General features: G+C 64.7%; 20 protein-coding genes. 9 read left to right on the forward strand and 11 right to left on the reverse strand.

Annotated features, from left to right (window positions below):
* Positions 1 to 39 precede the first annotated feature (39 nt).
* Entirely contained in the window at positions 40 to 3,066 is a 3,027-nt protein-coding gene (locus AC6LKD_RS16530) for a two-partner secretion domain-containing protein (protein ID WP_498116825.1), read from the forward strand.
* 67 nt (positions 3,067 to 3,133) lie between these two features.
* Here AC6LKD_RS16530 and AC6LKD_RS16535 read toward each other — a convergent pair whose 3' ends face one another.
* From AC6LKD_RS16535 to AC6LKD_RS16580, 10 genes are all read right to left on the reverse strand, one after another.
* Complete coding sequence (locus tag AC6LKD_RS16535; RefSeq protein ID WP_498116827.1) at positions 3,134 to 4,324, reverse strand: fimbrial protein; 1,191 nt, start codon at positions 4,322 to 4,324, stop codon at positions 3,134 to 3,136.
* Between the two features lie 35 nt (positions 4,325 to 4,359).
* Positions 4,360 to 5,139 carry a fimbrial biogenesis chaperone gene (locus AC6LKD_RS16540; protein WP_498116829.1) on the reverse strand — a complete coding sequence of 260 codons (780 nt, stop codon included), beginning with the start codon at positions 5,137 to 5,139 and terminating at the stop codon, positions 4,360 to 4,362.
* Positions 5,136 to 7,766 carry a fimbria/pilus outer membrane usher protein gene (locus AC6LKD_RS16545; protein ID WP_498116831.1) on the reverse strand — a complete coding sequence of 877 codons (2,631 nt, stop codon included), beginning with the start codon at positions 7,764 to 7,766 and terminating at the stop codon, positions 5,136 to 5,138. Before AC6LKD_RS16545 ends, AC6LKD_RS16540 begins: the two co-directional genes overlap by 4 nt.
* An 81-nt stretch (positions 7,767 to 7,847) precedes the next feature.
* On the reverse strand, positions 7,848 to 8,579 hold the full coding sequence (locus AC6LKD_RS16550; RefSeq protein ID WP_498116833.1) for a fimbrial biogenesis chaperone: 732 nt from the start codon (positions 8,577 to 8,579) through the stop codon (positions 7,848 to 7,850).
* Positions 8,580 to 8,592: 13 nt separating this feature from the next.
* The gene (locus tag AC6LKD_RS16555; protein ID WP_013396623.1) at positions 8,593 to 9,153 is read right to left on the reverse strand and encodes a fimbrial protein; all 561 of its coding nucleotides are present in this window, start codon (positions 9,151 to 9,153) and stop codon (positions 8,593 to 8,595) included.
* A 323-nt stretch (positions 9,154 to 9,476) separates the two neighbouring features.
* Entirely contained in the window at positions 9,477 to 10,277 is an 801-nt protein-coding gene (locus AC6LKD_RS16560) for a winged helix-turn-helix domain-containing protein (RefSeq protein ID WP_498116835.1), read from the reverse strand.
* 35 nt (positions 10,278 to 10,312) lie between these two features.
* The gene (locus AC6LKD_RS16565) at positions 10,313 to 11,311 is read right to left on the reverse strand and encodes a fimbrial protein (protein ID WP_498116837.1); all 999 of its coding nucleotides are present in this window, start codon (positions 11,309 to 11,311) and stop codon (positions 10,313 to 10,315) included.
* Between the two features lie 41 nt (positions 11,312 to 11,352).
* Positions 11,353 to 13,836, reverse strand: a complete 2,484-nt coding sequence (locus AC6LKD_RS16570; protein WP_498116839.1) for a fimbria/pilus outer membrane usher protein — start codon at positions 13,834 to 13,836, stop codon at positions 11,353 to 11,355.
* A 41-nt stretch (positions 13,837 to 13,877) separates the two neighbouring features.
* Positions 13,878 to 14,660 (reverse strand): fimbrial biogenesis chaperone, encoded by a 783-nt coding sequence (locus AC6LKD_RS16575; protein WP_498116841.1) that lies wholly within the window; start codon positions 14,658 to 14,660, stop codon positions 13,878 to 13,880.
* A 111-nt stretch (positions 14,661 to 14,771) separates the two neighbouring features.
* A complete protein-coding gene (locus tag AC6LKD_RS16580) occupies positions 14,772 to 15,302 on the reverse strand; it encodes a fimbrial protein (RefSeq protein WP_498116843.1) in 531 nt (176 codons plus the stop codon).
* A 448-nt stretch (positions 15,303 to 15,750) separates the two neighbouring features.
* On the opposite strand from AC6LKD_RS16580, the gene AC6LKD_RS16585 reads away from it, so the two are divergent.
* From AC6LKD_RS16585 to AC6LKD_RS16615, 7 genes are all read left to right on the forward strand, one after another.
* Positions 15,751 to 17,679 (forward strand): hybrid sensor histidine kinase/response regulator, encoded by a 1,929-nt coding sequence (locus AC6LKD_RS16585; protein WP_498116844.1) that lies wholly within the window; start codon positions 15,751 to 15,753, stop codon positions 17,677 to 17,679.
* Positions 17,679 to 19,382: an ATP-binding response regulator gene (locus AC6LKD_RS16590; protein WP_498116846.1), complete on the forward strand. Its 1,704-nt coding sequence runs from the start codon at positions 17,679 to 17,681 to the stop codon at positions 19,380 to 19,382. The genes AC6LKD_RS16585 and AC6LKD_RS16590 overlap by 1 nt, the downstream gene beginning before the upstream one ends.
* A gap of 11 nt (positions 19,383 to 19,393) precedes the next feature.
* Positions 19,394 to 20,023 (forward strand): response regulator, encoded by a 630-nt coding sequence (locus tag AC6LKD_RS16595; protein WP_498116847.1) that lies wholly within the window; start codon positions 19,394 to 19,396, stop codon positions 20,021 to 20,023.
* A gap of 24 nt (positions 20,024 to 20,047) precedes the next feature.
* Complete coding sequence (locus AC6LKD_RS16600; RefSeq protein ID WP_498116849.1) at positions 20,048 to 20,446, forward strand: Hpt domain-containing protein; 399 nt, start codon at positions 20,048 to 20,050, stop codon at positions 20,444 to 20,446.
* A 79-nt stretch (positions 20,447 to 20,525) separates the two neighbouring features.
* Positions 20,526 to 21,311: an EAL domain-containing protein gene (locus AC6LKD_RS16605; protein WP_013396613.1), complete on the forward strand. Its 786-nt coding sequence runs from the start codon at positions 20,526 to 20,528 to the stop codon at positions 21,309 to 21,311.
* Positions 21,312 to 21,416: 105 nt separating this feature from the next.
* On the forward strand, positions 21,417 to 22,127 hold the full coding sequence (locus AC6LKD_RS16610) for a LuxR C-terminal-related transcriptional regulator (RefSeq protein ID WP_498116851.1): 711 nt from the start codon (positions 21,417 to 21,419) through the stop codon (positions 22,125 to 22,127).
* A complete protein-coding gene (locus AC6LKD_RS16615) occupies positions 22,124 to 23,986 on the forward strand; it encodes a sensor histidine kinase (RefSeq protein ID WP_498116853.1) in 1,863 nt (620 codons plus the stop codon). The genes AC6LKD_RS16610 and AC6LKD_RS16615 overlap by 4 nt, the downstream gene beginning before the upstream one ends.
* Positions 23,987 to 23,993: 7 nt before the next feature.
* Here AC6LKD_RS16615 and AC6LKD_RS16620 read toward each other — a convergent pair whose 3' ends face one another.
* Positions 23,994 to 24,383: a SecDF P1 head subdomain-containing protein gene (locus AC6LKD_RS16620; RefSeq protein ID WP_013396610.1), complete on the reverse strand. Its 390-nt coding sequence runs from the start codon at positions 24,381 to 24,383 to the stop codon at positions 23,994 to 23,996.
* Between the two features lie 117 nt (positions 24,384 to 24,500).
* On the opposite strand from AC6LKD_RS16620, the gene AC6LKD_RS16625 reads away from it, so the two are divergent.
* Entirely contained in the window at positions 24,501 to 24,947 is a 447-nt protein-coding gene (locus AC6LKD_RS16625; RefSeq protein WP_013396609.1) for a hypothetical protein, read from the forward strand.
* Positions 24,948 to 24,956 lie beyond the last annotated feature (9 nt).

Here is a 24,956-nt window from a genome sequence, read left to right on the forward strand (position 1 = left end):
CTGCCATGACGGCGGACCCGCCACTCTTGCGAGGCAATCATGAACAAGACATATGCATTGGTATGGAACGAGGCCAGACAATGCTGGAGCGTGACGCGCGAGTCCGTGCGGCGTCACGGAAAAAAGGGGGGCGGCAGGCGCGGCAGCGTCGCGGCGCTGGCGCTGATCGGCTTGGCGGGCCTGTCTTCCGCGCATGCTGCGCCGACGGGCGGAACGATTGCGGCCGGCAACGGTATCGGCGATATCCACAATACGCTGGACCGGAAGCAGGTGTCGATCAACCAGCACACGCAAAAGCTGATCATCGACTGGAACAGCTTCAACATTGGCGCCGATGAACGTGTCGCCTTCAACCAGCCGGGCGCCAGTTCCATCGCGCTGAACAGAGTGAATGGTCTGTCGCCGAGTTCGATCCTGGGGCGCATGGACGCCAATGGCCAGGTCTTCCTGGTCAACCCCAACGGCATCGTCTTCGGCAAGGGCGCGGAGGTCAATGTGGGTGGCCTGGTTGCCTCGACCAAGTTGCTTTCCGACGCGGATTTCAACGCGGGCAACTACCGTTTCACGGGGGCGTCGGAGGCCGCTGTGCTGAACCAGGGCGTGATCGCGGCGCGCGATCGGGGCAGTGTCGCGCTGCTGGGCGCCAAGGTCAGCAACCAGGGCGTAATCCAGGCGCGGCTGGGACGGATCGCGTTGGCGGCAGGCGGAGCGTTCACCGTGAACTTCGACGGCAACGGCTTGCTCGATCTGCGGATGGATGGCGCCGCGCTGTCCGCCCTGGCCGAGAATGGCGGCATGCTGAGCGCCGACGGCGGGCAGGTGCTGATGACCGCCAAGGCTGCCGGCGCAGCCTTGCGCACGGTAGTCAACAGCCAGGGCATCATCGAAGCGAAGACGCTGCAGGGTCAGGGCGGCAGGATTACGCTGGATGGCGGCGACGCCGGCCTGGTGGTGGCTGCCGGCAAGATGAATGCGAGCGCGCTTGCCTCGCATGGCAATGGGGGCGAGGTGGAGATCCGCGGGCAGCAGGTGACAGTGCGGCTCGGCGCCGAGGTCGATGCGCGGGCGTTGAATGGCGATAGCGGAACGTGGCGCATCGCCTCGGCGGACGTGGCCGTGGGTGCAAACGCCAGCGCGGCAAACGCCACGGTGCATGCGGACACCATCGCCAGCAACCTCGCGGCCACCAACATCGTGTTGGAAGGCACTGCGGGCGATGTCGCGCTCGATGGCTCGGTCGCGTGGCGCAGCGGTAACACGCTAGGCTTGATCGCGGCGCGGGATATTGCGGTCACCGGAGACCTGACCGCGACCGGCCAGAACGCCGCCATCGCCATGTCCGCTGGCGGCGAAATCGCGCTCAACGGCAAGACCGCCGTCAGCGGCATCAATGGCGCATTGTCCTTGCAGGCGCCAGGCGACCATGTGCTGGGCGAAGGCGCGTCGATCACGCTGTCCGGCGCGGGCGCCTCGTTCCACGCGCATGGCCAGCGCTACGCCGTTATCCAGAACCTCGCTCAACTTCAGGATATCGACCGCAATCTGAGCGGCTTGTACGTGCTGGGCAACAACCTGAGTGGTCGCGGCGCGATCCAGTCCATAGGCGGTTCGCACGGCACCTTCTCGGGTACCTTCGACGGGCTGGGCAATACGCTGAGCGGCTACTCGGTCAGCGGCGCCGGTCCCAATGTGGGCGTGTTCGCGGCGTCCTCCGGCAGCATCCGCAATATCAACCTGGCGTCGATGAAGGTGAATACGCCGTCCAGCGGCGTGGCGTCCATGTCGGTGGGCGCGCTGGTGGGCTACAACTCAGGCCAGATCATCAACGTGTCCACTACCGGCATGTACGTGAAGGGCAGTTCGTACCACCGCAATGTGGTGGGCGGCCTGGTCGGCACCAACGTCGGCGGCAGCATCGACCGGGCCAGCGTCGCGGGCAACGTGTACGCGGGTTCGCACACGGTCGCGCTCGGCGGGTTGGCGGGCGAGAACCTGAACTCCGTATCGAGTCGCGGCACCATCACGCGCAGCGTCTCGCACAACGCCGTATCGGGCGTCATGCAGCGCGATGAACTGGGCGGCATGGGTGGTCTGGTTGGTGTGAATCGCGGCTTGGTCGCGGACGCCTCCAGCCACGCGGGCACGCAGGCCACGGGCGCTGGCCACAGCGTGGGCGGACTGGTGGGCAACAACCTGGGCGGGGCCATCGAGCGCTCGTTCGCTACTGGGTGGGTGCAGAACGGCAGCAACGCCTACACGGGCGGCCTGGTGGGCTTGAACAGCGGGAGCATTTCCGGGTCGGCAGCTGAGGGCGGTGTCAGTGCCGAGGGCGGCGGATCGACCGGCGGCTTTGCCGGACGCAACACCAGCAGCGGCCTGCTGGCGGATGTCACGGCCGCGGGCGACGTGACGGCCGCGTATGGCGTCAATGTGGGCGGTCTGGTCGGCGCCAACGACGGGCGCATCGATACGGCAGAAGCGGGCGGTGAGGTCAGGGCCGGCCAAACCCGCAATGGCGGCCACGCGGGCGGTCTGGTTGGCTACAACAGCGGCAGGATAGAAGCCTCGGTCGCCCGCGGCAAGGTTGCTGGCGGGGCCTATGCCTACACCGGAGGCCTGGTCGGCTACAACACCGGGACGCTGGCAACGGTCAACGCCAACGGCGACGTGAAGGCAGGGAAGAACAGCGCGGTAGGAGGGCTGGTCGGCGCCAATCAGGGCTTTATCGTTTCAGCGATGGCCAACGGCAATGTCTACGGCAGCTTCAACAGCCATGTCGGCGGCGTGGTGGGCGAGAACGGCGGCATGGGGGAAGTCCTGCAGTCGTCTTCCGCGGGGGAAGTGGGCGGTGCCGGCCAGGCTTACCTTGGCGGCATCGCGGGCCTCAACCAGGGCGCGATCACCTATTCCAGCGCGAGCGGCAAGGTGAACTTCGTCAACTCCCTTTCGCACACCTATGGCGGCCTGGCCGGTGTGAACTATGGGGTGATGCGCGCCAACAGCACGTTCGGACTGGCATCCCTGGTGCCGCAAGTGGGCTTGAACCACGGCATCGTCGAACGTTGATTGGCGGTGCTTGAAAAGGGCCGTGGGCGCTTGCGTCCATGGCCTGTTCGCAAGAGGCGCAGCCATCTCAAGGAAATTCGAAGGTGAACTCCGCGCTACCGTCGGCGATGCCGGCCTTGACCGTCCCGTCGGTCGGCGCCGTGCGGACGTAATGGGCCCGCAGCGCCAGCACGGCCTGGTCGCCGACGCGTTGCATGGCATACGCGATGCCGTGGCGGACAGGGGTATTGGCGGCATCGTCGATCATTGCGATGCCTATGCCCTCGGCCGTTTCCGAGCCGGGTTTCAGGTTGAGCACATGGGGATCCGGGTTGGGTCCGTACTTGTCGGAAAAGGTAATGGTCGGCTTGGCCGCGGCGCTGCATTGGCTCAGCACGATGGAGAATTCCTTGGAAGGCGAGGTGGCTCCCGGCGTATCGAAAATGGAGATCGGCAAGTCCCCCAGCGAGACCTCTATTGTCCGATAGGCGCCGACCTCGCACCTGTTGGGCACGATCACGCCGGTGCCGCCGCCGATGCCGATGACGCCCGTGCCCTGGTAGGAAAAGGGCTGATTGCCGCAGACGCCGGCAATACCCGGCGTCCACACGGGAAAGCTCTGGATGACCTCGCCGTAGCCCACTTTGCCCTGCTGATAGTTGACCGCATAGAGCATCAGCGTAATGTTGGGGTCTACTCCAGTCACTTTCAGTTCCCCGCTGGGCAGATTGGCCGCGGAGTCGGTCAGTACCAGGCGCTGGATGTATTCGGTGACGGTGGAGTTCTTCTGCGATGCCGACCCGGAGGTGTCGTAGTACACGGGACGCTTGTCCACGACCACGGGCAGTGCGCCGGGCTTGATCCGTCTTTCGACGCCATCCGCGCCCATGACGGATACCTGCAATCCAATGCCGGGCACGTTCGTCTGCGCCGTGCCGTCGGCGGCCACGCCTACGTTGTGGCCCCATTGCGCCGCCGCGACCAGTTCGTGGAGCACGCCTGGCGATACGCCAGAGCCGAACTGGAAGTTGTTGAAGAGCCCGGCTCCCCGCTCGAACAGCACGTCGCCGATCTGCGAGGAACTGGTCAGCGGCGAGACTTCGCGCCAGGGGCCGCCGGCCTGATTCGACTGGCTGCAGTGGATGGCGGGGCGGTTCATGACCAGTTCGCTGCGGGCCGGGGCGCATGGCAGCGCCACCGCAGCGGCCAGCAGGACGATGGCGGACCGTGCCAGGCGGTCGGGGCCGTGAGTGAGCGCGGGAATGGGAGGCTTGTTCATCGGGTGTTCTCCTGGATGCCGGGACCTGCCCGGACTCAGTCTGCGGGCGCGAGCGTCGCCACGCCGCGGACCAGGGCGCCGGCGTCGTCGGCCGCCTCATAGTGCAGCGTGGTGGTGCCTGCCTCGGGTTGATGGCCGGCGGGCAGCGTGAACCGGCTGGTGGCGTAGGGCGGCAGCGTCAAGCCCTCCAGGCGCCGCATGCCGGTAGCGGCGGGGATCTCCAGCCGCGCCAGCGACACATGGAAAGGGGTGGGGTTGCGCGCCTCCAGCTGCCATGGCGCGGCGGCGTCGCCGGTTCGCCCATATTTCCACGTGACGTGTGCCGGAGCCTCCCGCGGCTTGCCTTGCAGTCCCGGGGGGCGGAACAGGACCTTCATCCGCAGCCGGACCGACAGCTGCAGCCGGTTGCGGCGTGATGGCGGCAGCGAGGGGATCTCGAGGAAGTTGATCCAGAACACCGACTCGCGGTCCTGCGGCAGGGACCCGCCCGTGTAGCGCAGTTCCAGCGCCCTGCGCTCGCCGCCATCCAGCCGGTAGACTGGCGGGGTCAGCACGAAGGGCGCGGACAGCTTGCTGGGGTCGGTGCGCGTCTGCGCCTGCTCCTGGTCCAGCCACGCCTGCACCAGAATGGGCGCGTCTCCCGAGTTGCCGGTGCGTATCGTCAGCGACCTGGCTTGCGCCGGGTAGATGAAGCGCGTGCCGATCACGCTCAGGCCCGCATGCGCCCAGGCCGCCATGGCGGTCGTCAGCAGGCCGGCGGCCAGGCATGGCGCGCATGCGCGCAGAATCGCCCGGCAGGATCGCAGGCGCATCATCGACGCGCCAGCGGGCCGGGGCTCGCTGGCCCGCCGCCGTCCGCCGGCATCGGCGCGCATGTGAGGGAGAGCTCGTCATAGCCTTGGTCGCGCTGCCGCGCGCGCTCCGGCAAGGCGTAGTCGATGGCGCAGCGCTGCTGTGGCCCGGGTCCCCAACGCACGATGACGCGGCCCCGATCCTGTTCCACCCGCATGACGATGCGACTGCCCTGGCCCACCGCGCCCACCGGCTTGTCGTTGGCGGCATCCAGCACTTCCGCGCCGAAGGGCAACGCGGAGCCGTCGGCCTGGCGGCCGTCGATCAGTACTGGCCGCGCCACGCGGGTGGGATAGGACAGCAGCACGACCGCGCCAGCGCGCGGCGCCACATTGCGCGAACTGGCCTGCAACTCCACGTCGTCGGGGATGTCGCGCGGATCGATGTCGACCGTGTTGAGCTGGTAAGGGCTCAGGCTGGCGACGACGCCGTAGCCGCGGCCGTCCAGGCGATCGCCGCCATAGCCGATCTGCGCGCCTTCGGCGTGGTCGGCGCGGACCAGCGCCACCGTTTCGCCCAGCGTCTGCGAGAAGGTCACGCCGCCGGCATGGGCAAGCACCCCGCCGGATGCGTTCAGCGATGCCTGGCGATAGCCGGAGCCTTGAGATATGCCCGCACCCACCCAGGCCTGCGGCAGGCGGTAGCCGATGTTCGCGCTTGCCGAGTTGGCGTTCTCGCGGCTGGCGTGAGACGCCGACACCGAATAGGTGCCGCGGTCGGATTCGCCCATCGTGCCGGCGACCGAGGTGGTGACGTTGGCGCCGGCGCGCGAGTCTGCGCTGTAATAGGTGTTGAGCGTGGGGGCGCCGCGCTCGGCCCGCCCCAGGGGAATGGAGAGATTCACGGTGATCAGGGTGGAGTTGTCGCGACCGCCGCCCCGGTAGGAACTGCGCGTGGCGAGGTTCTGCATGCGCTGCACGCCGAAGGAATAGGAGACATCGCGCCAGCGGTTGCTATAGCCCAGCGCAAAATTGATGGTGTTGCCGTGGCCTTGCCAGTATTGGATGGCCGAACCCGACAAATAGACGTTGCCGCCGTTGGCGCCCAGCTGCTGGCTGATGTTGGCGTCGAGCCGGCCGCGCGTGCGGCCCATGTCGCCGAACCAGCGGTAGCGCTGCGGCGTGCCTTGCAGCGCGATGCTCTCGCGCAGGCCCACGAAGCCGCTGGTGGAATAGCGGTAGGCCAGCAGCGAGAAGTTGGTGCCGCTGTTCGGCAGGTTTTTGCTGTACGACAGGCGGTAGCTGGCGCCGGTACGGGCGCCTTCGTCCGGCAGATCGGCACGGGACAATGTGATGTCGGCCGCGAATGCCCCAATCTGGGTATTTACCGCGGCGCCCGCCAGCACGGAGCCATAGTGTCGGGTGAACGCGAGGCCGCCGTAACCCGTGTACATGTCGCCCAGTCCGCGCTTGAACGTGCCTTGGAGCAGATACTGCGAGCTGCTGCCCATGCCCAGGTCTATCGCGCGCCCGGCGGTCAAACTGTAGCGGCTGGTGCCGGGCCGCAGCAACTGGACCGTCGTGGCGAAGGGTACGACGAAGCTGCGCGAACTGCCGTCCGCCTCGACGATGCGCACGTCCAGGTCCCCGCCGTATCCAGCGGCCTGCAGGTCCTCGATCGCGAAGGGGCCGGGCGCCACCGTGGTTTCGTACACGAGATAGCCGCGCTGGTACACCGATACCTGGGCATTGCTGTTGGCGGTGCCGCGCACCGTAGGGCTATAGGAGCGCAGCGCGCTGGGCAGCATGCGTTCGTCGCTGACCAGCTGCACGCCCCGAAACGACACGGAGTCGAACAGATCGCCTTCGGTGGAGCTTTCGCCCATCAGCAGCTGCGACTTCCATGCCGGCACATCTGTCTTCAGGTAGGTATAGCCACGCTGATAGCTGGCGCCGTGGCCGGGCGACCAGGTGGCGCTGCCGTAGTGGCGCAGCCTGAATGCGCCCACGTTGATGCCGGCGTTCAGGCCGGCATAGCCGCGCGTGGTCCGCGTCCCCCGGCTGTCCGACGTGAAGAGATTGCTGTTGTAGTTCAGTCGCGCCGCCGTCACGCCACTGTCCCAGTTCGACGGATCCACGTAGGCGCCAGGCGTGGCCAGGCGCAGATAGTATTTGGGCACGGTGAGGTAAAGCTTCTGCTCGGCCGCCTCCAGCTTGACCTGCGCGCCGGGCACGTAGTGCGACAACTCGCTGCAGGCTGCAGTTGCGGACAGCGCAAGCATGCCGTCGCCGCGCGCGGCCTTGTCCGTGTCCAGGCCCAGGCGCGCCAGCAATTCGTCGTCGTAACAGGGCGTGGCGCCGTCGCTGCCGGCCAGGAGGCGGAACTGGATCTCCTCCACGCCGCGCCACTGTCCGTTGACGTAGATGTCCAGCCGGTGCAGGCCAGGCTCCATGAGGTTGCCGCGTTCGAAGCGGCTCGTGTCGATGGCCGTGCCGCCGGCGCCCTGGAACATCATCTGCGGGTCGAAGAACGCCTGCTTGCCGTGTACGGGCGCGGCCCAGGCCGCCGCCGCCAGCAGAGCGGCAGAAAGGCCGGATGCCGACCTGAACGCGGCCGGGCGCGGGCTCGCGGGACGAGCGAGGTTTGGCAAGCGGGGGCAAGCCCTTGCGTGTGGGTAATCCATCGGGACGTGTCAGCTCTGTGATGCGCAGGTCTAAGTTGCGCCGCGCCTTTATTCGGTAACGGTCTTCTCGTTCTTGCTGGTTCCGCCGTAATCGGTGATGACCTCGTACTGGACCGAGACTTTGCCCGCAGGTTTGGGCGCGCGTGCCGGAAAGGCGAAGCGCGTTTTGTCGAAGGGCGCCACCATGCCGCCTTCCAGGGCGGTTCGCCTGCCCCCCGCGATCAGATCGACGCTCGCGAAGGACACGTGGTAGGGCGTCGGGTTCGTGACCTCCAGCGCCTGCCCGCTCAGCTTCCAGGTCAGCAATCCTGGCGCGGCCTGAACATGGGGGCGCAGCGAACCCGGCCTGAAGAACACCTTGATGCGCGACCGGAACTGGAAGATCAGCACATTGGCGTCGTTCGGGTCGCGCGGCGGCGTTTCCAGCACGTTGAGATAGAACAGGCTTTCGCGGTCGGCAGGCAGCGGCTCGCGGGTATATGAGATTCGCAGCACCGCGCCACTGTCGGGGTCCACCCGAACGACCGCTGGCGCCAGGACGAAAGGCACGCGCATGTCCACTGGCGAGGTATCGGCATTGCCGTCGTCCAGCCAGCTCTGCGCCAGCACGGGACCGGCGCCCGCGTTGCGGATGGCCAGTGTCGCGTCCCGGGTTTCTGGCGAAATGACCAGGCGGGTGCTTTGCAGCACGAGGCCGGCCCGGGCGGGAGCCGCCCAGGCGCACAGGGTCATGGCGCAAGCGGCCGCCAGGGATGAAACGATGCGCGCTGTCGACGCCATGACCGGCCCGCGCTCAGTTGTAGGAGAGCAGGTACTTGATGCTCGACGCGCCCGAACCGGCGCCCGCCGCGCCGCCGACCTCGACGTACTTGGCGGCGTACTTCAGTTCCGCGGAGCCTGGGCTGCCCGCGATTGTGGCGATCTGCGGCGTGGTTTCCGAACCGCCGATGGGGATGACGGAGGTGTTGCCCGTTGCGTTGTTGCGGATCTGGATCTCGACGTTGGGGGCGCGGTCGGCGTCCAGCAGCGCCAGGTTGCCCGCGGGCGTGCCGTTGGTCGGGTCGAACATGATGCGGACCTTCCTGCCATCGGTGCAGCCTGCGCCGCCAGCAAGGTTCAGCTGGAACTCGGCTTCGACCGCGTTGCCCAGGCCCACTTCTTCCGGGGTGGGCGTGCCCAGCTGCACCGTCTGCGTGTTGCCCAGGCCAGGCGTGTTGCCGTTGATATCGCAACCGGGTGCGCGGATCACGCCCATGAAATTGATGACGCCGTCGACGGCATGGGCGGGTACTGGCGCGAGCACGGAGACCAAGGCTCCGGATGCCAGGAGAGAGGCGACGAGACTGCGTTTCATGTTGTATTTCCTTTGAAGCTAGGCTTGCCCGCGGCGATCGAAACCATCCCGGGCGCGGGCCGGACCAGGGTCCTTGCGCGTCAGGAGGGCGTCGATCTCTTGAGGGATTTCTGTAAGGCCAGGCACCGCGAATGCGGTGATATGGCGGCTCATACCCGCCGGCCGCATGCGCGAATCAGCGCATGCCGGCGAGTACGGATACTGTATGGGGCAGGGCCGGGAAATTTAGTCGGAAGACATCGATTTCCGCGTCTGAGGAATACGAAAGTGCGTCGAGGGTGAGTTTGCCGCCGCCTTTGCTGCGCGGCGCCTGGCGGCCGCTGCTAGTTTGCGCTGCTCAGCGGATGAACAAACGTATAGCCCTGCCCATAGCTCGTGCGCAGCGGCAGTTCGATCCCCGCCAGCCGCGCCCGGCGGCGCAGGCGGCCGACCACGCTGGAGACGATGGCGCGCTGCAGGTGCGCGGGGCGGCCAGCGGCATCCGGCCAGACCTCGCGGTGCAGGTCCGCAATACTGCGATACCGGAAGTCATGGCCGCTCAGGCACGACAACAGCGCGTATTCCTTGTTGCTCAGCGCAATCTTGCCGGCGCTGTCTGGCGCGCGCAGCGTCTTCTCCGTCTCGATCAGCGCCCACTCGCGGACCGGCGTGACGCGGACGCTCGCGACGGTCCCCGTCAGGGCTCGCCGTTGCCGTGCCTGCGCCTCCTGCGAGGGTACGGCTTCGCGCTGCAGACGCGCGCGCAAGGCCGAAGACAGGCGTTCCAGGCTGCTCAGCGCCGCCAGCAATTCGTCGATACCCGCATCCGAGGACAGGCAGGCGTCTGCGCCAGCGCATACCAGTTCGGCCCTGGTATTGGAGGAGTCATTGGCGGTGATCATCAACACCAGTCCGGCGACATAGGGGCCGCGGCGCGCGTACAGCATCGAGGCGAGCCATTCCGCGCTGCCGTGCAACACGACATGGTGCAGGCCGGGTTCGGCCAGCTGCTCCTGCAATCTGGCGGCGGACTGGGTCAGGCACACCATCTGGGCGCGGTCGCCCAGCCCCTGCACCAGCGCCGCGGCCGGCTCTATGGCTTCGACGCAGACATGGACGGTGTGATTGAACGCGGTCTTTTTCATGATCGTTGGCCTTGGGTTCGTGGAAGCTGAGAAGATCATTTGTATTCCAGCGTGAAGGTGGCCGAGCCGTTCGCCACACCTGCGGTCACCTTGTCTGCGGTCTGGTAGTAGCGGGCGTGGAACGGCACGTCATAGACGCCGTTCTTGGACATGCCGACCAAGGTGCTTTGGCCGTACGCGACGGGCTGACGGTCCTTGTCCAGGATCTGGATGCCGACGCCGGTCGCGGCATTGGTGTCAGGGCTCAGGGCGATCACGCCGGGCGTGCCTGAAGCGTCGGGCCTGGCGTCCATGCGCAGGTACACGCTATGCAGTTCCGGCTTGGCTTCGCGGCAATTCAGCTTGATGCTGAAACGTTGTTCGGCTGCCGTACTGCCGACCGAGCTGAACAGGTTTTTCCAGACCTTGCCCAACTGGACGGGGGGGGTGGGGGCGGCAGTGCAGGAAGGGGTGATGATGGTCGTGGCGCGCCCGCTGACTATCACTTGCAGGGCTTTGTCCGGGGAATCCTTCGAGTACATGGTGGCATACAGCCCCTCGTCGAGCGCGCCGTTGCCAGTGTTGCCGGCGATCTTGATGAGTTGGACGTGAATTCTGCCGATGGTACCCATCGAGAGGACGCCACGTGAACTTGGATAGATAAACGGGAACGGGAGGACTGTTCCGGAACTGGATGTGTAAAGTCCGATCATGATGCCGATGCCGGGGATGTTCGTTGTGACGACGTGGTTGCTTTTGACCGTTCCTTTGCGAATATCCGCCACCACCGCTCCAATGCCCGATTTGCAGGTGAGGAGACTTTTTCCCGTGTGGTTGATGGGAATTTGTATCTCGGCAAGACGCGCGCCGTTCGCGGCGTTCACCGGTATCGCTATGTTGCCAAATTCGATATTGATCACGTTCTTGGCTATGCCTGATCCGAGCTCGCATTCCGCCTGGCTCTGTGACGCATACGCGCATAGCACCAGCGCCGGCCACAAGATCGCCAAAGTTCCAGCCGTGCGTCTTCCTTTGTTGGCTTGATAGTCTTTCATTTCATGAGGGTCCCTATGGCTCGCGATTTCTGAATTCGGCACTACTGGCATACGTAGCTGACTTCACGTATCGGTGGAGGACGGTCGTCCTCGGGCAGGCTGTAGGACACGCCGCAACTGTCGCCTGCGCCGCGACCCCAGACGATGCGCATGGTTCCTGACTGCTGTGCCCCCGTTACGAAAGCCTGGCCGTCCGGCCCCACGATGCCGATTTCCTCGCCCGCTTCGTTGTCGATGCGCGCGCCGAACGGCACCACGCTGTTGTCCTTGCGGGTCAGCGTCAGCATCAGGCGATAGCCCACCACCGTCTCAAACCCTGCCTGTATCACCGCGCCGCGGGTAGGCACCAGATTCATCGCCGCGTTCTTGACTTCGACGGTGTCGCCCAGGTCCGCGGTGAGCATGGCCAGGCGGTTCGAACGGTACGGGCTCAGACTCGGCACGATGGCGTAGCCGTTGGCATCGGTGCTGACGCCTGGATGCGATTCGAAGCGCACATTTTCGGCCGATGGCGCGTGCACCAGCGCCGCGGTTTCACCCAGGGGTTGGCCGAGCGTTACGCCGCCGGCATGCACGACGATGCCGCCAGACAGGCCCGCGTTGATCTGGTTGTAATTGCGTCCCTGCGCCGCGCCCACTTCGAAGCGGCCGACCCGGGAAAGGTAGCTGGCATTGCCGGTGCTGTTGGCGCCGTTTTGGTTGGAAGTGGTGGCCGCCAGGTTGTAGGTGAGCCGGTTGTCCTCGAGCGCGGAGCCGAAAGCCATGGCTGTGTGACTGGTCTCGCCATTGTTGCCGGTGGTCAGGGAATAGCTGGCGCTGCTGCGGGTGGAGCCCAGCGGAATCGATAGCGACAGCATGACCCGGCGGTTTTTCGAGCTGTTGAGGCCGGTGTTTGTGTCGACCATGACGTTGTAGCTGACGTGTCTGTAGGAGCCGGCGTATGTGACCTGGATCAGCCGCTCCTTCTGATTCGTCTGCCAGTACGACTGCTGACGCGCCGTCGCGTAGATCGAACCCCACGATCCCAGCGACTGGTTCACCTCGAACCGCAGTTCGTTACGGCGGCTGGGCATCCTGCTGCCCCGCTCGAAGTCGTCGATGCGGGTCGATTCCTGGAAGGTCCGGTAGCCGCTGGTGGAATAGCGGTAGCCGGCGAGGCTGAAGTTGGTGCCGGATTCTTCGACGGATTTGGCATACAGGAAGCGTATGGATTGGCCCTGGGTTTTCAAGCGTTCGGTGGAGGTGCGCGCATGCGTCAGGTCCAGAGATATCGCACCGAAGCTGCGCAGATTTTTGCCTACGCCCACTACGCCGGACTGATAGATGCTGGCCGCGGTGACGCCGCCATACAGCGAGAAATCATGGCCCAGGCCGTGCGCCGCCGTTCCCTGAAGGAAGGTGGGCTCGCGTTCGTTGGAACCGTAGGCGTTGCTGCGGTAACGTCCGGCGGTGGCGCTGTAGCGCCAGGTGCCTTCGCGCAACAACGTGGGCACGGAGGCATAGGCCTGCACGTAGCGGTTTTGGCGGCCATCCGATTCCGTGATGGTGACTTCCAGATCGCCACCGGAGGAGGAGGGGTACAGGTCGTCCAGCACAAAGGCGCCGGGGGCGACATAGGCGTTGTACACGATGTAGCCGTTCTGCCTGACGGTGATGAGGGCGTTGGTCTGGGCGATGCCGCGTATGGTCGGCGCGTACCCTTGCATGCTGTCCGGCAGCATGGCGTCGTCCGAATAGACTTGAACGCCGCGGAACGGCACGCTGTCGAAAAAGTTGCCCGGCGTATAGCTGTCGCCGAGCAGCAGTTGACCGTTGATCGAGCGCAAGTCGCGCTGCAGATTGGTTTCCCCCGACTGCCATTCTCCGCGCCCGTTGGTGCCGCGGTTGTAGTTGGAGGCGTGGCGCAGGCGCCAGTCGCCGAAGTTCAAGCCTCCGCGCAATCCGGCGTAAGCCATGTAGGGCGATTCGGCGCCGCCGCCGGAAGAATTTCCTCCGCCCTGGCGCGACATGTTGAGTTGATAATCCAGCAGACCCGAGGTGATGCCCTTGTCCCAGCGTGATGGATCGATCGAATCCCGCGCCGAGCGCTTGAGCGCTGCTTGTGGAATGCTCAGAAGCAGCCGTTGCTTGCCGCCATCGAAGCGCACGGCCGCATCTTGCACCAGGGCGGACAGGTCCACGCAGGCGCCATCCGCACCAGCGGACTCGGGCAGTGCGGCCATGTTGACGCCCCAGGTCTCCAGTTGGCCGCGGGTCAGGCAGACCGAGGGCTGCTTCTGGCCTTCCTGGGTCTCGATGAGGATTCTGCTCCTGCCCATGGGTTGATCGTTGACGAACACGTCGGCCAGGTACTCGCCCGGCAGCACACTATTGCTGAAACTGAAGATGGACAGGTCTGCCTGCGGCTGGTCTCCGCCCGTGCCCAGGAATTCCTGATTGAAGACGGTACCCGCCGGCTCGGCGGCCTGACCCGAAAATGAGGCCAGACCCAGCAACAGCGATGCCAATGCCGCTGTAGGGGGCATGCGCCTCCGCGATATGCCTATCATTGCGTGAACTCCGAGCATCAACGGCTTGCGGCAGGCGCGATGGGCTCGGCCTTGACGTGGACAGGGACCTGCGCGCTGGGCACGCGGACTTTCTCCTCTGGGGTCTCGGCGCCGTAGTCGTTGATGGTCGTGAATACGACGTCCACCTCCTGGGGCGCGGACAGGCCGGACAAGGGGTACTCGAGCGCGCCGCCGGGCGACACCATTCCGCCGTTGATTTCTTGCTGACCGCCGTTGATGGTCAGCGTGGCGAAGGTGACGTGATAGGCGGACGGATTGGCGATCTTCAGCACTGCACCCCTACCGCCGGCGGCGACAGCCCATTGCAGTTGCTGACGCTGTTCGCCAGGTTTGCCTGCCAGGCCCGAGGGCCGGTAGAACAGTTTGATGCGGGTGCGCACCGCGATCTGCAGCACGTTTTCGTCCTGGCTCTTTTCCGGGATTTCCTTGACGTTGAGCCAGAACACCGATTCGCGATCGAGGGGCAGGTTGCCGGCCAGGCGCAGTATGCGCAGCACGTTTTCCTGGCCCGGATCCAGCCGCGACAGCGGCGGGCTGGCCACGAACGGCGCTTTGGTATTGCCTTCGCCGGCATCGATCCAGGCCTGCACGATGTAAGGGGACGTGCCAGTGTTCTGGACCGGAATGGAGGACTCGCGGTTCTTCTCGTTGAAAATGACGCGGGTGCCGCCGACCAGCACGCCTGCTGCTGCATTGGCGTGGGCCAGCGTGGCCACCAGGGCGAAAATCATGAAGGGCCGCGCCTTGAGGGCGAACCGTTGCGCGATGTCTTTCAGCATGAGGGTCTCGATGTCTTGCTCGCAAGCCATGCGGTTCCCGAGGAACCGCCGGCTGCGAGGATGCTGGCGGCCGGCCCTGCTTCTTGAGGGGGCGGCTGTCCGCGAAGTGGCCTACTTGTAGTTCACCGTGAACTGAGCGGTGGCGTTGGCGGCGCCGGGGGTGACCTTCTCGCCCGTCGAGACATAGACGGCGTTGAACTTCATATTGTTGGTGCCTTCGTGCAGCGTGTATTTGGTGGACTCCGCTCCCAGCGCGATTTTGTTCTGTAAGGCATCGCGCAGTTCGACGGCCACGCCGGTGGCGCTATTAAGTTCGTTGGAGTCGATGGCCAGCGAGTCTTTCTTGATGGTGTCTGCCAGGCCGGCGAACGTCACGCTTGCGCCCTTCGCCGCGGCGCCGCAGTTGGCCAGACGGAGTTCGAATTGCGCGGGCGTCGAGTATCTGCCGGCGGAGCCGTTCAGGGTGGAGCTTGACACTTTGCCAAGCGGGACGACCAGGTTGGTCGCTTGGGGTGAGATGTCGCACTGCGCATCGACGATTTCGCCGACGAAATTAATGCGCCCGTCTTCGGCCAGGGCGGTTTGGGAAATTGCGGCGGCCGAGGCAAGCAGGGCAAACTTGGCAATCGTGTTCTTGTTCATGGAAGTTAATATCCTGATAGTCGATTAATAATCAAAAGCGCCGTCCGAGAGTTATCGAATACAGAGGGCGTCCGACTTTCGAAATGCGTTCTTTCGGTTTTCAGGAATTAACTTCCGTTTGACCCCATTGTTATCAACGTGCTATTCGAACGTTGATAAGAGGGCGCAGCCAGATAATCCATTCGTCTGCTCCTTCTAACCGCGCAGCCTGCATTCCGTCGGCAGACGAAAGTTAGAAGAACCGGTAATTCTGAAATGTATGAATCCTCCCTTCTTGTTGTATGAAATTTCATATGAAAAAGATGATTGGCGATTCTTGCCAATAATTGCCAATGTTGTCCGAATGAGGCGAATTAATTGGTATTTTTTGGCCTTCTTTGGGCCGTGATTTGAAAGCAACGTTTCGTGGATTTTGTTGGGCCGCAGACGCGTGCAATGGGTTTGCAACATGCCTTCTGCGATAAAATCCTGGCTGCGCAGCGCGTACCGAATCCAGCCACAGGCACGACCACCGACCCTCTCCAGAATGAAGCCGGAAGTTCTTGCGAACGCTATGCAGCGCAGCGGTGTCGTCCGCACTCGGATGTCGGTTGTGGCGGCCGCGATTCTCATAGCCCTATTTGGGTTTGGCGCGCCCATCATTGCCGGGTCCCTGCAGCAACAGCTCGCATCGGCCGCAACCTGGTCCTGGGCATTGAACGGCGCGTTATTGCTTGGGCTTTTGTCGGCCGGGCTGGTAATGCGACGCGCCGTGATGAAAAGCCGCGATCCGCTGCGGCGCCTGCAACAAGTCGCCCGTTTGATTGCCGCAGCGCCCGTGGACATGGGCGTGCGGGAAAAGTCGCTGCGCCTGGTCGGCCTCAGCGCCGGCCTGCAGCGGTTCGCCGACATTGTCGTCACGAATGGATGGACCAGGCCAGAGCACTTCACTTTGCTTTCGGCAGGCGAGAAAGACCCGTTTCCACTGCCCCCGGAAGTTGCCGTCATGGCGCGAGAGTTCCAGGCTGCGATGGCCAGCGGTGAGCAGCGTGCCTTTGACTTCAATCTTGAGGTGCAGAGGGTCGGCGTCAAGGCGCGGCATCAGGCATGGGTTTTTCCATTGCGGGGCGCTGACCATCAAGTCATAGGCATGCTGTCGCAGGGCTTGTATTTCCTGGGCCATGGTCAGGCGCTGGACGATTCAGTCAGCGCGCACAGCAGGGCAGAGCGCATCAATGACATGAAGACCCGATTTCTCGCGGCGGTCAGCCGCGACGTGCGCAATCCCTTGAACGCCATGGCGGGGCTGCTGGAGATGGCTGCGCTCGACCCCGCGACTCCCCGGCAATCGAAAGAGATGTTGGCCGCCGTGCGATCTTCAGCCCAGTCGCTGCTTCGGTTGCTTCCGTCCATCGTCGATACGCACGGCATAGAGAGGGGTGATCTGCTATGCACGAACGCACCCGTTTCCTTGCGCAGGGTTGCTGCGGATGTGGTTGCGCTGTTCGCGCCCAGCGCCTATGAGAAGGGCATAAGCCTGACGCTGGAGGTGGCTCCAGAGGTGGCCGCCAGTCATTTGCTGGATGCGCAAGGGTTGAATCAGCTACTCAACAATTTCCTGTCCAATGCCATACGTCACACGGCGCGCGGCGGAGTCCGGATACACCTGGACGGCGCGCCAGTGGAGAATGGCCTGCAGTGGGTCACGCTGTCCGTGATCGACACCGGCAGCGGCATCGAGCCGTACATACAGCAGAAGTTGTCGGAGTTCCGCTATGAGGCGGGACTGAGCGCCTCTCCGGATGGCGCCGGCCTGGGTTTGCACTACTGCCAGCAGATGGTGCACCGCATAGGCGGAACCATCCGCATTTCCAGCGCTGTGGGCGAGGGCACCCATGTCCATGTCCGGGTGCCGTTGGCGCTCGGCGCCGGCCAATTGATCCAGGAGGCGCAAGACGCCGAGTCGGCTTTGGCGCAACGGCCGGCCACCGGATTGCGGACGCTGGTTGTCGAGAGCCAGGCCGACAACCGCCTGCTGCTGAAAAGCCAATTGGAACTGTTCGGCCATGACGTCCAGGTGGCGGAGCACGGCGCGCAGGGTTTGGCGCTGTCCAGGGGACGCCGGTTCGATCTGATTATTTGCGAGTGCGCGCTGCCCGATATGGACGGGGCCGGGTTCGTTCAGATGCTGCGTGCGGGTGCAGGTGAAAGCGCCGCTGCCCCCGTGCTGGGTTACACGGCTGACGCGCGTACCGACGATTGCGAGGCGGGCTTGCGGGCGGGCATGATCGAGGTATTGGTGAAGCCTGCGGGCCTGCGGGACCTGGAACAGGCGCTGGCTTTCTGCCTGCCTGTGGTACGCACCCCTGGCGGGCTTGTGCGCGATGGAGCGGCATAGTGGCCCATCGCGAGGCAAGCGCCGTATTCACGCTTTCCGTGTTCCTGAACATGGTTCTGGCGGCGGCGCTGGTCGGCGCGTTGGTCTGGATCGCGCTGCGCCTTCGCGGCGCCAGGTCTGCGCGCGGCGAGTTGACCGGGCTGGCGCGCTTGGCGGATACGCTGCCCGCCGGGCTTTTCATCCGGGATCTCGACCTCAACCTGTTGACGCGCAACGACTCGCTCAAGACGTACGCCGCCACTTGCCGCAGCGAGGGCTGGGGCCTGCCTCTGCATGCCACGCTGGCGTCCTTGTCCGCGCCGGCCCCTGGGAGCGATCAGCCCGCCAATCTGGACGAGATCATCCGCGACTATCGCCAGGTGCTGGCCAGCGGCGAAACGCTGGTCCGCGAGCATGCCTTCAAGCATGATGCCATGTCTGGGGTGGCCGCGTGGGCTGCGCCGTTGCGCGGCGCGGACGGCATCACCATTGGCCTGATCGGCGGCAGTGCGCGTTTTCGCGGATTTCCCGATCTGCTCCGGGAAGTGTCCGAGACCCGGTTGGACATGGAGAGGGCCAATTTGATGAAGTCGACGTATCTTGCGTTCATCAGCCATGAAATCCGGACCCCCCTGAATGCGATCATCGGCATGCTCGAGCTGATGCTGGAGCGCGGCGGCCTGTCTGGCGACACGCGAGAGAAGCTTGCTGTGTCGCGCCAGTCGGCTCAATCGCTGTTGTCCCTGATCAGCGGCCTGATCGACATATCCAAGCTGGAGACTGGCCATTTCCAGCTGCGGCGCAAGATCATCGACCTGCGCGCGCTGGCGGCCAGCACGGTGGCGCCGTTCCAGGTTGCCGCCGAAGCGAAGGGCCTGCAACTGTCGCTGGAGATTACCGGCGACCTCGCGGAGCGTCATTTTTCGGATCCGATCCGTATCAAGCAACTGCTGGACAATCTGTTGTCCAATGCGATTCGCTTTACGGAGCATGGCCGCATCGATGTCGCGTTGAGTGCTGGACGGGCGACCGAGGAGATCCAGTGGATCACGCTTTGCGTGGCGGACACCGGTCCCGGGATCGCCGCGGAGGTTCAGGCCAGGCTGGCCGCGCGGCACTTTGAGCCGGCGTTCAGAGAGCAGGGCGGGGGCGTCGGACTGGGGCTGTCCATATGTAGCGAGCTCGCGCGGTTGATGGGCGGGGCCTTGGAGGTTTCCAGCGTGGCGGGACAGGGCGCCAGGATATCGGTGCCGTTGCCGTTGGCGCTGCCGCCTTCCGAACATGCTGCCGTGACGGCGGCTCCGGCGGCTCCGGCGGCCGACGCCGGCGGCCTGCGCATACTCGTCATCGACGACCATGAAGCCAACCGGTTGCTGCTCAAGCATCAGCTGCGGATGTTGAAGCATTCCGCGCAATTCGCGCAGAACGGCGCGGCTGGCCTGGCATTGGCGGAGCGGCTGGAGTTCGATCTGATCATCTGCGACTGCGTCATGCCCGTCATGGACGGCGCCGCGTTCACGGCCGCCCTGAGGGCGGGCGGCGGCCTGAATGCGGCAACGCCGGTGCTGGGCTACACCGCGAGCGAACTTGAACTCGATCTGGCTTCCGGCGCGCGGACCAGCATGAACGCCGTGCTGATCAAGCCTGTGGATCTGCAGACGCTGCAATCCTTCATCCTCGCGCATGGCAGGCGACCGCCGGCTCGCGGGTCTACGATTCACTGAAGGAGGACGAGATGTCGACTGTGCTGATTGTTGATGATCATCCCGCGTTTCGTCTGGTCCTGAGGACGCAGATTGCGCTGTTGCCCAGCGCGAGCCGGATAATTGAGGCGGACAATGGGGTCGACACGCTGGCGCTGGCCAGGAGCGAACGCCCCGACTTGATCGTGCTTGATCTGGACATGCCCAAAATGGGCGGCCTGGAAGCCATTTCCAGAATCCTTGCCGTCAATCCGGACTTGCGGATACTGGTGGTATCAGCGCATGATCCTTCTGTATTTGCGCCGCGCGTGGCGGAACTTGGCGCCTGCGGCTACGCCAGCAAGCGTCTGGAAATCAAGGAACTAGTGCGTTGCATCGAATCCGTGCTGGCGGGCTATAGCGTATTTCCGAACTCGGCCAAGGCGGCCAGCAACGCGGATCTGGTGGATTCCCATCAGAAGAAACTTGATCTGCTCTCCAACAAGGAAATGGTCGTCACCCAGATGCTGGCTCAGGGTTTGAGCAACAAGGAAATCGGCGACGCGCTATTCATCAGCAACAAAACGGTGAGCACGCACAAGACCAGGATAATGAACAAATTGCAGATCGGGTCTCTGGTTGAATTGGTCGATTTCGCAAGAAAGTCGAAAATTTCGATGTAAAAACTCAATACGGCGTATTCCCGCGTGAACAATCCATCGGCTCCGGCCATTCATCCCGTGCAGGAAGCCCGGCAGGCGCAGGTAGCGGAGGTGTTGCGCGGCGAGCTGCTTTCCAAAGTCGGCAACGACCTGGACATCGCCGCGGAGCTTGCTCGGAGCCTGGATCAGAACCATAGGAAGGACGTCGATGGCTTGCTGCTGGCGGTCACGCAGGAGCGGTGGGCGGAGGTCAAGCGATATGTGCATCGAATCCTGAACACCGCGCAGTTGCTGGGCTGTGGCGCCTTGGTTGAGCTTTGCCTGCGCGTCGAGGGAATGCTAGCCGAGGAAGGCGGCCAGGCGCGTGCGGAACTGTTGGACGACTATGTGCCGGTGGTCCAAAACTTGAGCGCAATCCTGGAGCGCGTGAGGCGCACATTCTGAATCATCCTACATTTTTCGTTCCCAAAGCGTCGTAGAGTGGCGGGATGTAATTTCGCCCCAAGCCCACCAGGAATGAAGTATGAAACGCGCCATAGCGCAAAGCCAGCAGCTTGGCGACGAAGAAGTCATGTTGATGGCACGGCGCGGCGACGGCTTGAGCGTCGTGCTGCAGCCGCAGTTCAATCTCCTGAATGGCGAAATGGTCGCCGCGGAATGCCTGGCCCGTTGGACTCACGCGGTCAGGGGCGAGATCGGACCGGCCGAATTCGTTCCCGCCGTTCATCGCCTTGGCGTGGATCTGCCTTTTTTTGAACAGATCTGCCGCCTGGCGGTCGCCGCTTCGGCCGCCCTGCGCGCGCAGGGAATCGACGTGCCCCTGGCGATCAACGCATCGGCCTCGACCTTGTCCAGCCAGGGCGCGATCGATGCCTTGGTGCACCATGCGGGAGCCGCGAACATTCCGTTGACGCGGTTTCGCATCGAGTTGACCGAGGACCAGCCTGTTACCCGCCTCGAACCGTTGCGCAGGTCGCTGAAGAAATTCGCGAAGGCGGGCTGCCAAGTCAGCATGGACGATTTCGGAACCGGCTACGCCTCCTTGCAGCTCTTGAACGCGCTGCCCATCGCCGAACTGAAGATCGACGGCCGTTTCGTGCGCCGCATCCGCCGCGACAGGAAGGCGCGCGAAATCACCCGCCTGTCGGTGCTGCTGGGGGAGCGGCTCGGTTTGCGCGTGGTCGCCGAAGGCATTGAAAGCGCGCCGGATATCGCCCTGCTCCAGTCCATGGGGTGCAGCCACGGGCAGGGCTATGTGCTGTCCCCGCCCATCCTGCTTTCCGAGTTTCTCGAAAGCCGCAAGCGCTAGCCGCGCCAGGGCCAAATTCCTGTGAAAATACCCATTTCCAGGGATATGCGGTTTCACCCGGCTGAGACATAGTTCAGGCTGGGCAATTCCGCCCGCTCTCATCCGATGACCGCTCACATGCTTGCTTCCGAGTCGACCCTGCCTGCCCCGGTGCTGCTGGTGGAGGACGAACCCCTGATCTGCCGCCGGCTGGAAGGCCTGTTGCTGCAGCTGGGCTATGCGCCGGAGGCGCTGGTGTACGCCGCGACGCTGGCGCAGGCGCGCGAGCGCCTTGCCAGCCAGCCGTTCGCGCTGGCGCTGGTCGATCTGGGCCTGCCTGACGGCAACGGCACGGACCTGATCGCCGAGATGCACGCGGAAGATCCCAGCCTGGCGATCCTGGTGATTTCGGCATGGAGCACGGAGGACGCAATCCTTGCCGCGTTGCGCGCGGGCGCCACGGGCTATGTGCTCAAGGAGCGTGACGACCTGGAGGTGTCCCTGTCGATCCGCAGCGTGCTGCGCGGCGGGGCGCCGATCGATCCCTTCGTGGCCCGTCGCATCATCGAAGAGCTGCGCCCCAGGCGGACAGAGCCGTCCGATGCGGCAGCGGGCGACCCGGCCGAGTCCGCTGATTCGGGCGAAACCCTGAGCCCGCGCGAAAGCCAGATCTTGCGCCTGGTCTCCGAGGGGCTGGGCAACCGCGAGATCGCCGAGGAACTGCACCTGTCGCGCTATACCGTCGAATGCCACGTCAAGCACATCTATCGCAAGCTCGCCGTTTCTTCGCGGACTCGGGCCATACACGCGGCGCGCACGCGCGGCTTGCTCGATTGAAGTGGCTTGCCGTCCTGTGGCTGGCGCTGTGGCTGGCGCCGGCATGGGCCCAGGAACCCGCTGGCGCCTGCACGGCGCAGGTGCTGTCGATACAGGTCGCGCAGGGCGGCAACGACGGCCGCAGGCCCGATTCGGCGCAGTGGCAGACGGTCGCGCTGCCCGATGACTGGAGCGCCCGCTGGCCGGGATACAGCGGCACGGCCTGGTATCGAATAGGCTGGCGGCGCGATTGCGCAGGCGCTGCGGACGGGCAGGTCGCGTTGGCGCTGGAGTCGGTCGTCATGGCGGGCGAGGTCTATATCAACGACGAACGGATCTGGAGCGATCCGCAGCTGACCGAGCCGCTGTCGCGTAGCTGGAACATGCCGCGCTACTGGCTGATTCCCGACGCGCTGGTGCATCCTGGCGAAAACACGTTATGGGTCCGGGTGGTCGGCGTGGCAGGACAGTCGCCGGGCCTGGGGCCGGTCTATCTGGGCGGGCAATCGTCGGTATTGCAACAGTACGAAGACCTGTGGTGGAGCAATCGCACCCTGTTCACGCTCAACCTGATCGTTTCGGCCGTCATGGGTGGACTGTGCTTCTGCATCTGGCTCATGCGCCGCGAGCAGCGCACCTATGGCTGGTACGCGCTCATGGCCTTGTTCTGGGTGCTGTTCATCGCCAATGTGCTGATGACCAGCCCCTGGCCGTTCCCGAACAGCATGATGCTGGCCCGGGCCAACATCGTGGTCCTGGTGCTGTACGTGGTGTGTTTTTGCATCTTTACGTGGCGCTTCGGTGGGCAGTCGTTGCCGCGCATCGAAAAGGCGCTGTGGACGCTGGCAGTCGTATTGCTGGGGCTCGAAGCATTCACGCCGCAGGTGTATCTGGCCGAGGTGCAGTTGGCGGTCGTGCTGATCGTGTCGGCGATTTTCTTCGCCAATTGCCTGCAGTTCCAAGTGCATGCGTGGCGGACCCGCCGGCCGGAGCACGGCATGCTGGCCGTGTGCCTGCTGATCTTTCTTGCCGCCAGCGTCCATGATCTGCTGCGGCTGTTGAAGCTCTCCGGCAGTCAGAGTTCATACACGCCGTTCACCAGCGTCGTGGTCACGCTGTGCATGTCCGCGGTGCTGGGGTTGCGCCATGCGCGCAGTGTGCGCCGCATTGAGCGCTTCAACCAGGAACTGGCCGATGGTATCGAGCAGGCGCGCACCGAACTTGCCACGACGCTGGAGCGCGAGCACGGCCTGGCGCTGGCGAACGCCCGGCTGCAGGACAGGCTGCAGATTGCGCACGATCTGCATGACGGTCTGGGCGGCTCCCTGGTCCGCATGATGGCCATGGTGGAGCAGGCCAATGAACCCTTGCAGAGCCAGCAATTTCTGTCGATGCTCAAGTTGCTGCGCGATGACCTGCGCCAGACCATAGACAGCGGCTCCAGCGCGGGCGTCAAGGTGCCGGCCACGCCGCGGGAATGGATCGCGCCCTTGCGCCACCGCTTCATGCAGCTGTTCGACGAGCTGGACATCAGCGCCAACTGGCGAGTGCCCGAACTATGGCGTACGCCGCCCAGCGCCCTGCAATGCATGGCGCTGACGCGGCTGGTGGAGGAGTCGCTGGTGAATATGCTCAAGCACAGCCGTGCCCGCCGCGTGGAGCTGGAACTGCGGCAGTCTGAATCCGACCTCCTGGAGCTGCGCATCGAGGATGACGGCGTCGGCTTTGACGTGGCCGCAGTGCTGCGGGCCGGCATCAGCGTGGGCATGCGCAGCATGCACGCCCGTATCGCCAGGGTAGGGGGCGCGCTCGAAGTGGCGTCGCGTCCGGGACAGACCGTGCTGACCGCCACGCTGGAGTTGCGCGCGTCTCAGGCTTGAGGCGCGTCTATTTGGCGGTGTTTTCGTCGTCCACCGTCAGTCCGCCGCTTTTCATGATGCTCTGGGCGATCTCTTCGGCGGACTTGCCGGCGAAGCCGTGTTCGCCCGCGGTGATGCGGAAGCTGTCGCCTTCCAGCGGACTCTGCAGCGTGGCCGAGGACAGCAGCACGCCGCCTGAGCGCAGCTGGATGCGCTTGCCCACGCGGTCTCGCGTGAAGTCGGCCAGGGCCTGGCGGCTTTCGGGCTTGAGTTCGACATCCACCGTCCTGGCGGAGGTTTGCGGGTCGGCCCCGGCGGTGGCCCGCGCCACCTGCAGCACGACGGTTTCAGCGTAGGCCGCGCAGGGCAGCAGCGCGGCAAGCACGGCCGCGCGGCCGAGTTGTCTCATTGATGGCATGGCAAGCTCCTTCCGAGGGACAGCCCCTCCATGCTAGCCCATGTCGCACCAGCGCCCGGCCGCGCGGTCTAATATTGCGCCTCGGCTCTGGACCGAGCCGCCACCAAGGAGAGTTTCATGGCAGTGCGCGGAATCTGGTTGTTGTCTGGCTGGTTGCTGGTGGGCGCGGCCTATGCGGGATCGGCGCCGGCGGAGCTGCGCTGTGTCTCGGATAGCGGCAAGGTCGCGCTGGAAGGCTCGATTCCTTCGCCGTCTTCGGAGGAGCTGGACTTGAAGTTGCGTTATGCCGACGGCGGCTTGTCGTTCAATTCGAGCAAGAATGATAGCTACGTGGCGGAAGACTTCCCGCAGTCGGTGTTCACCCTGGTGGTGGCGACCCGGGACCTGCCATTGACGCTGTACGCCCTGCCGTCCAGCGTCGCGGTAAAGAAGCGCGAGAACGGCGACGTCACCGGCAAGTTTCAGGCCAAGCTGACCTCCGCGCGGCCGCGCACGATGTCGGGGGCGCAGACGGATACCCCGCTGAAGGCCACGCTGAACTGCGAATACCGCTACTCGCTGTAGCCGGACGCT

The sequence above is a fragment of the Achromobacter sp. D7-1 genome (assembly GCF_059760445.1).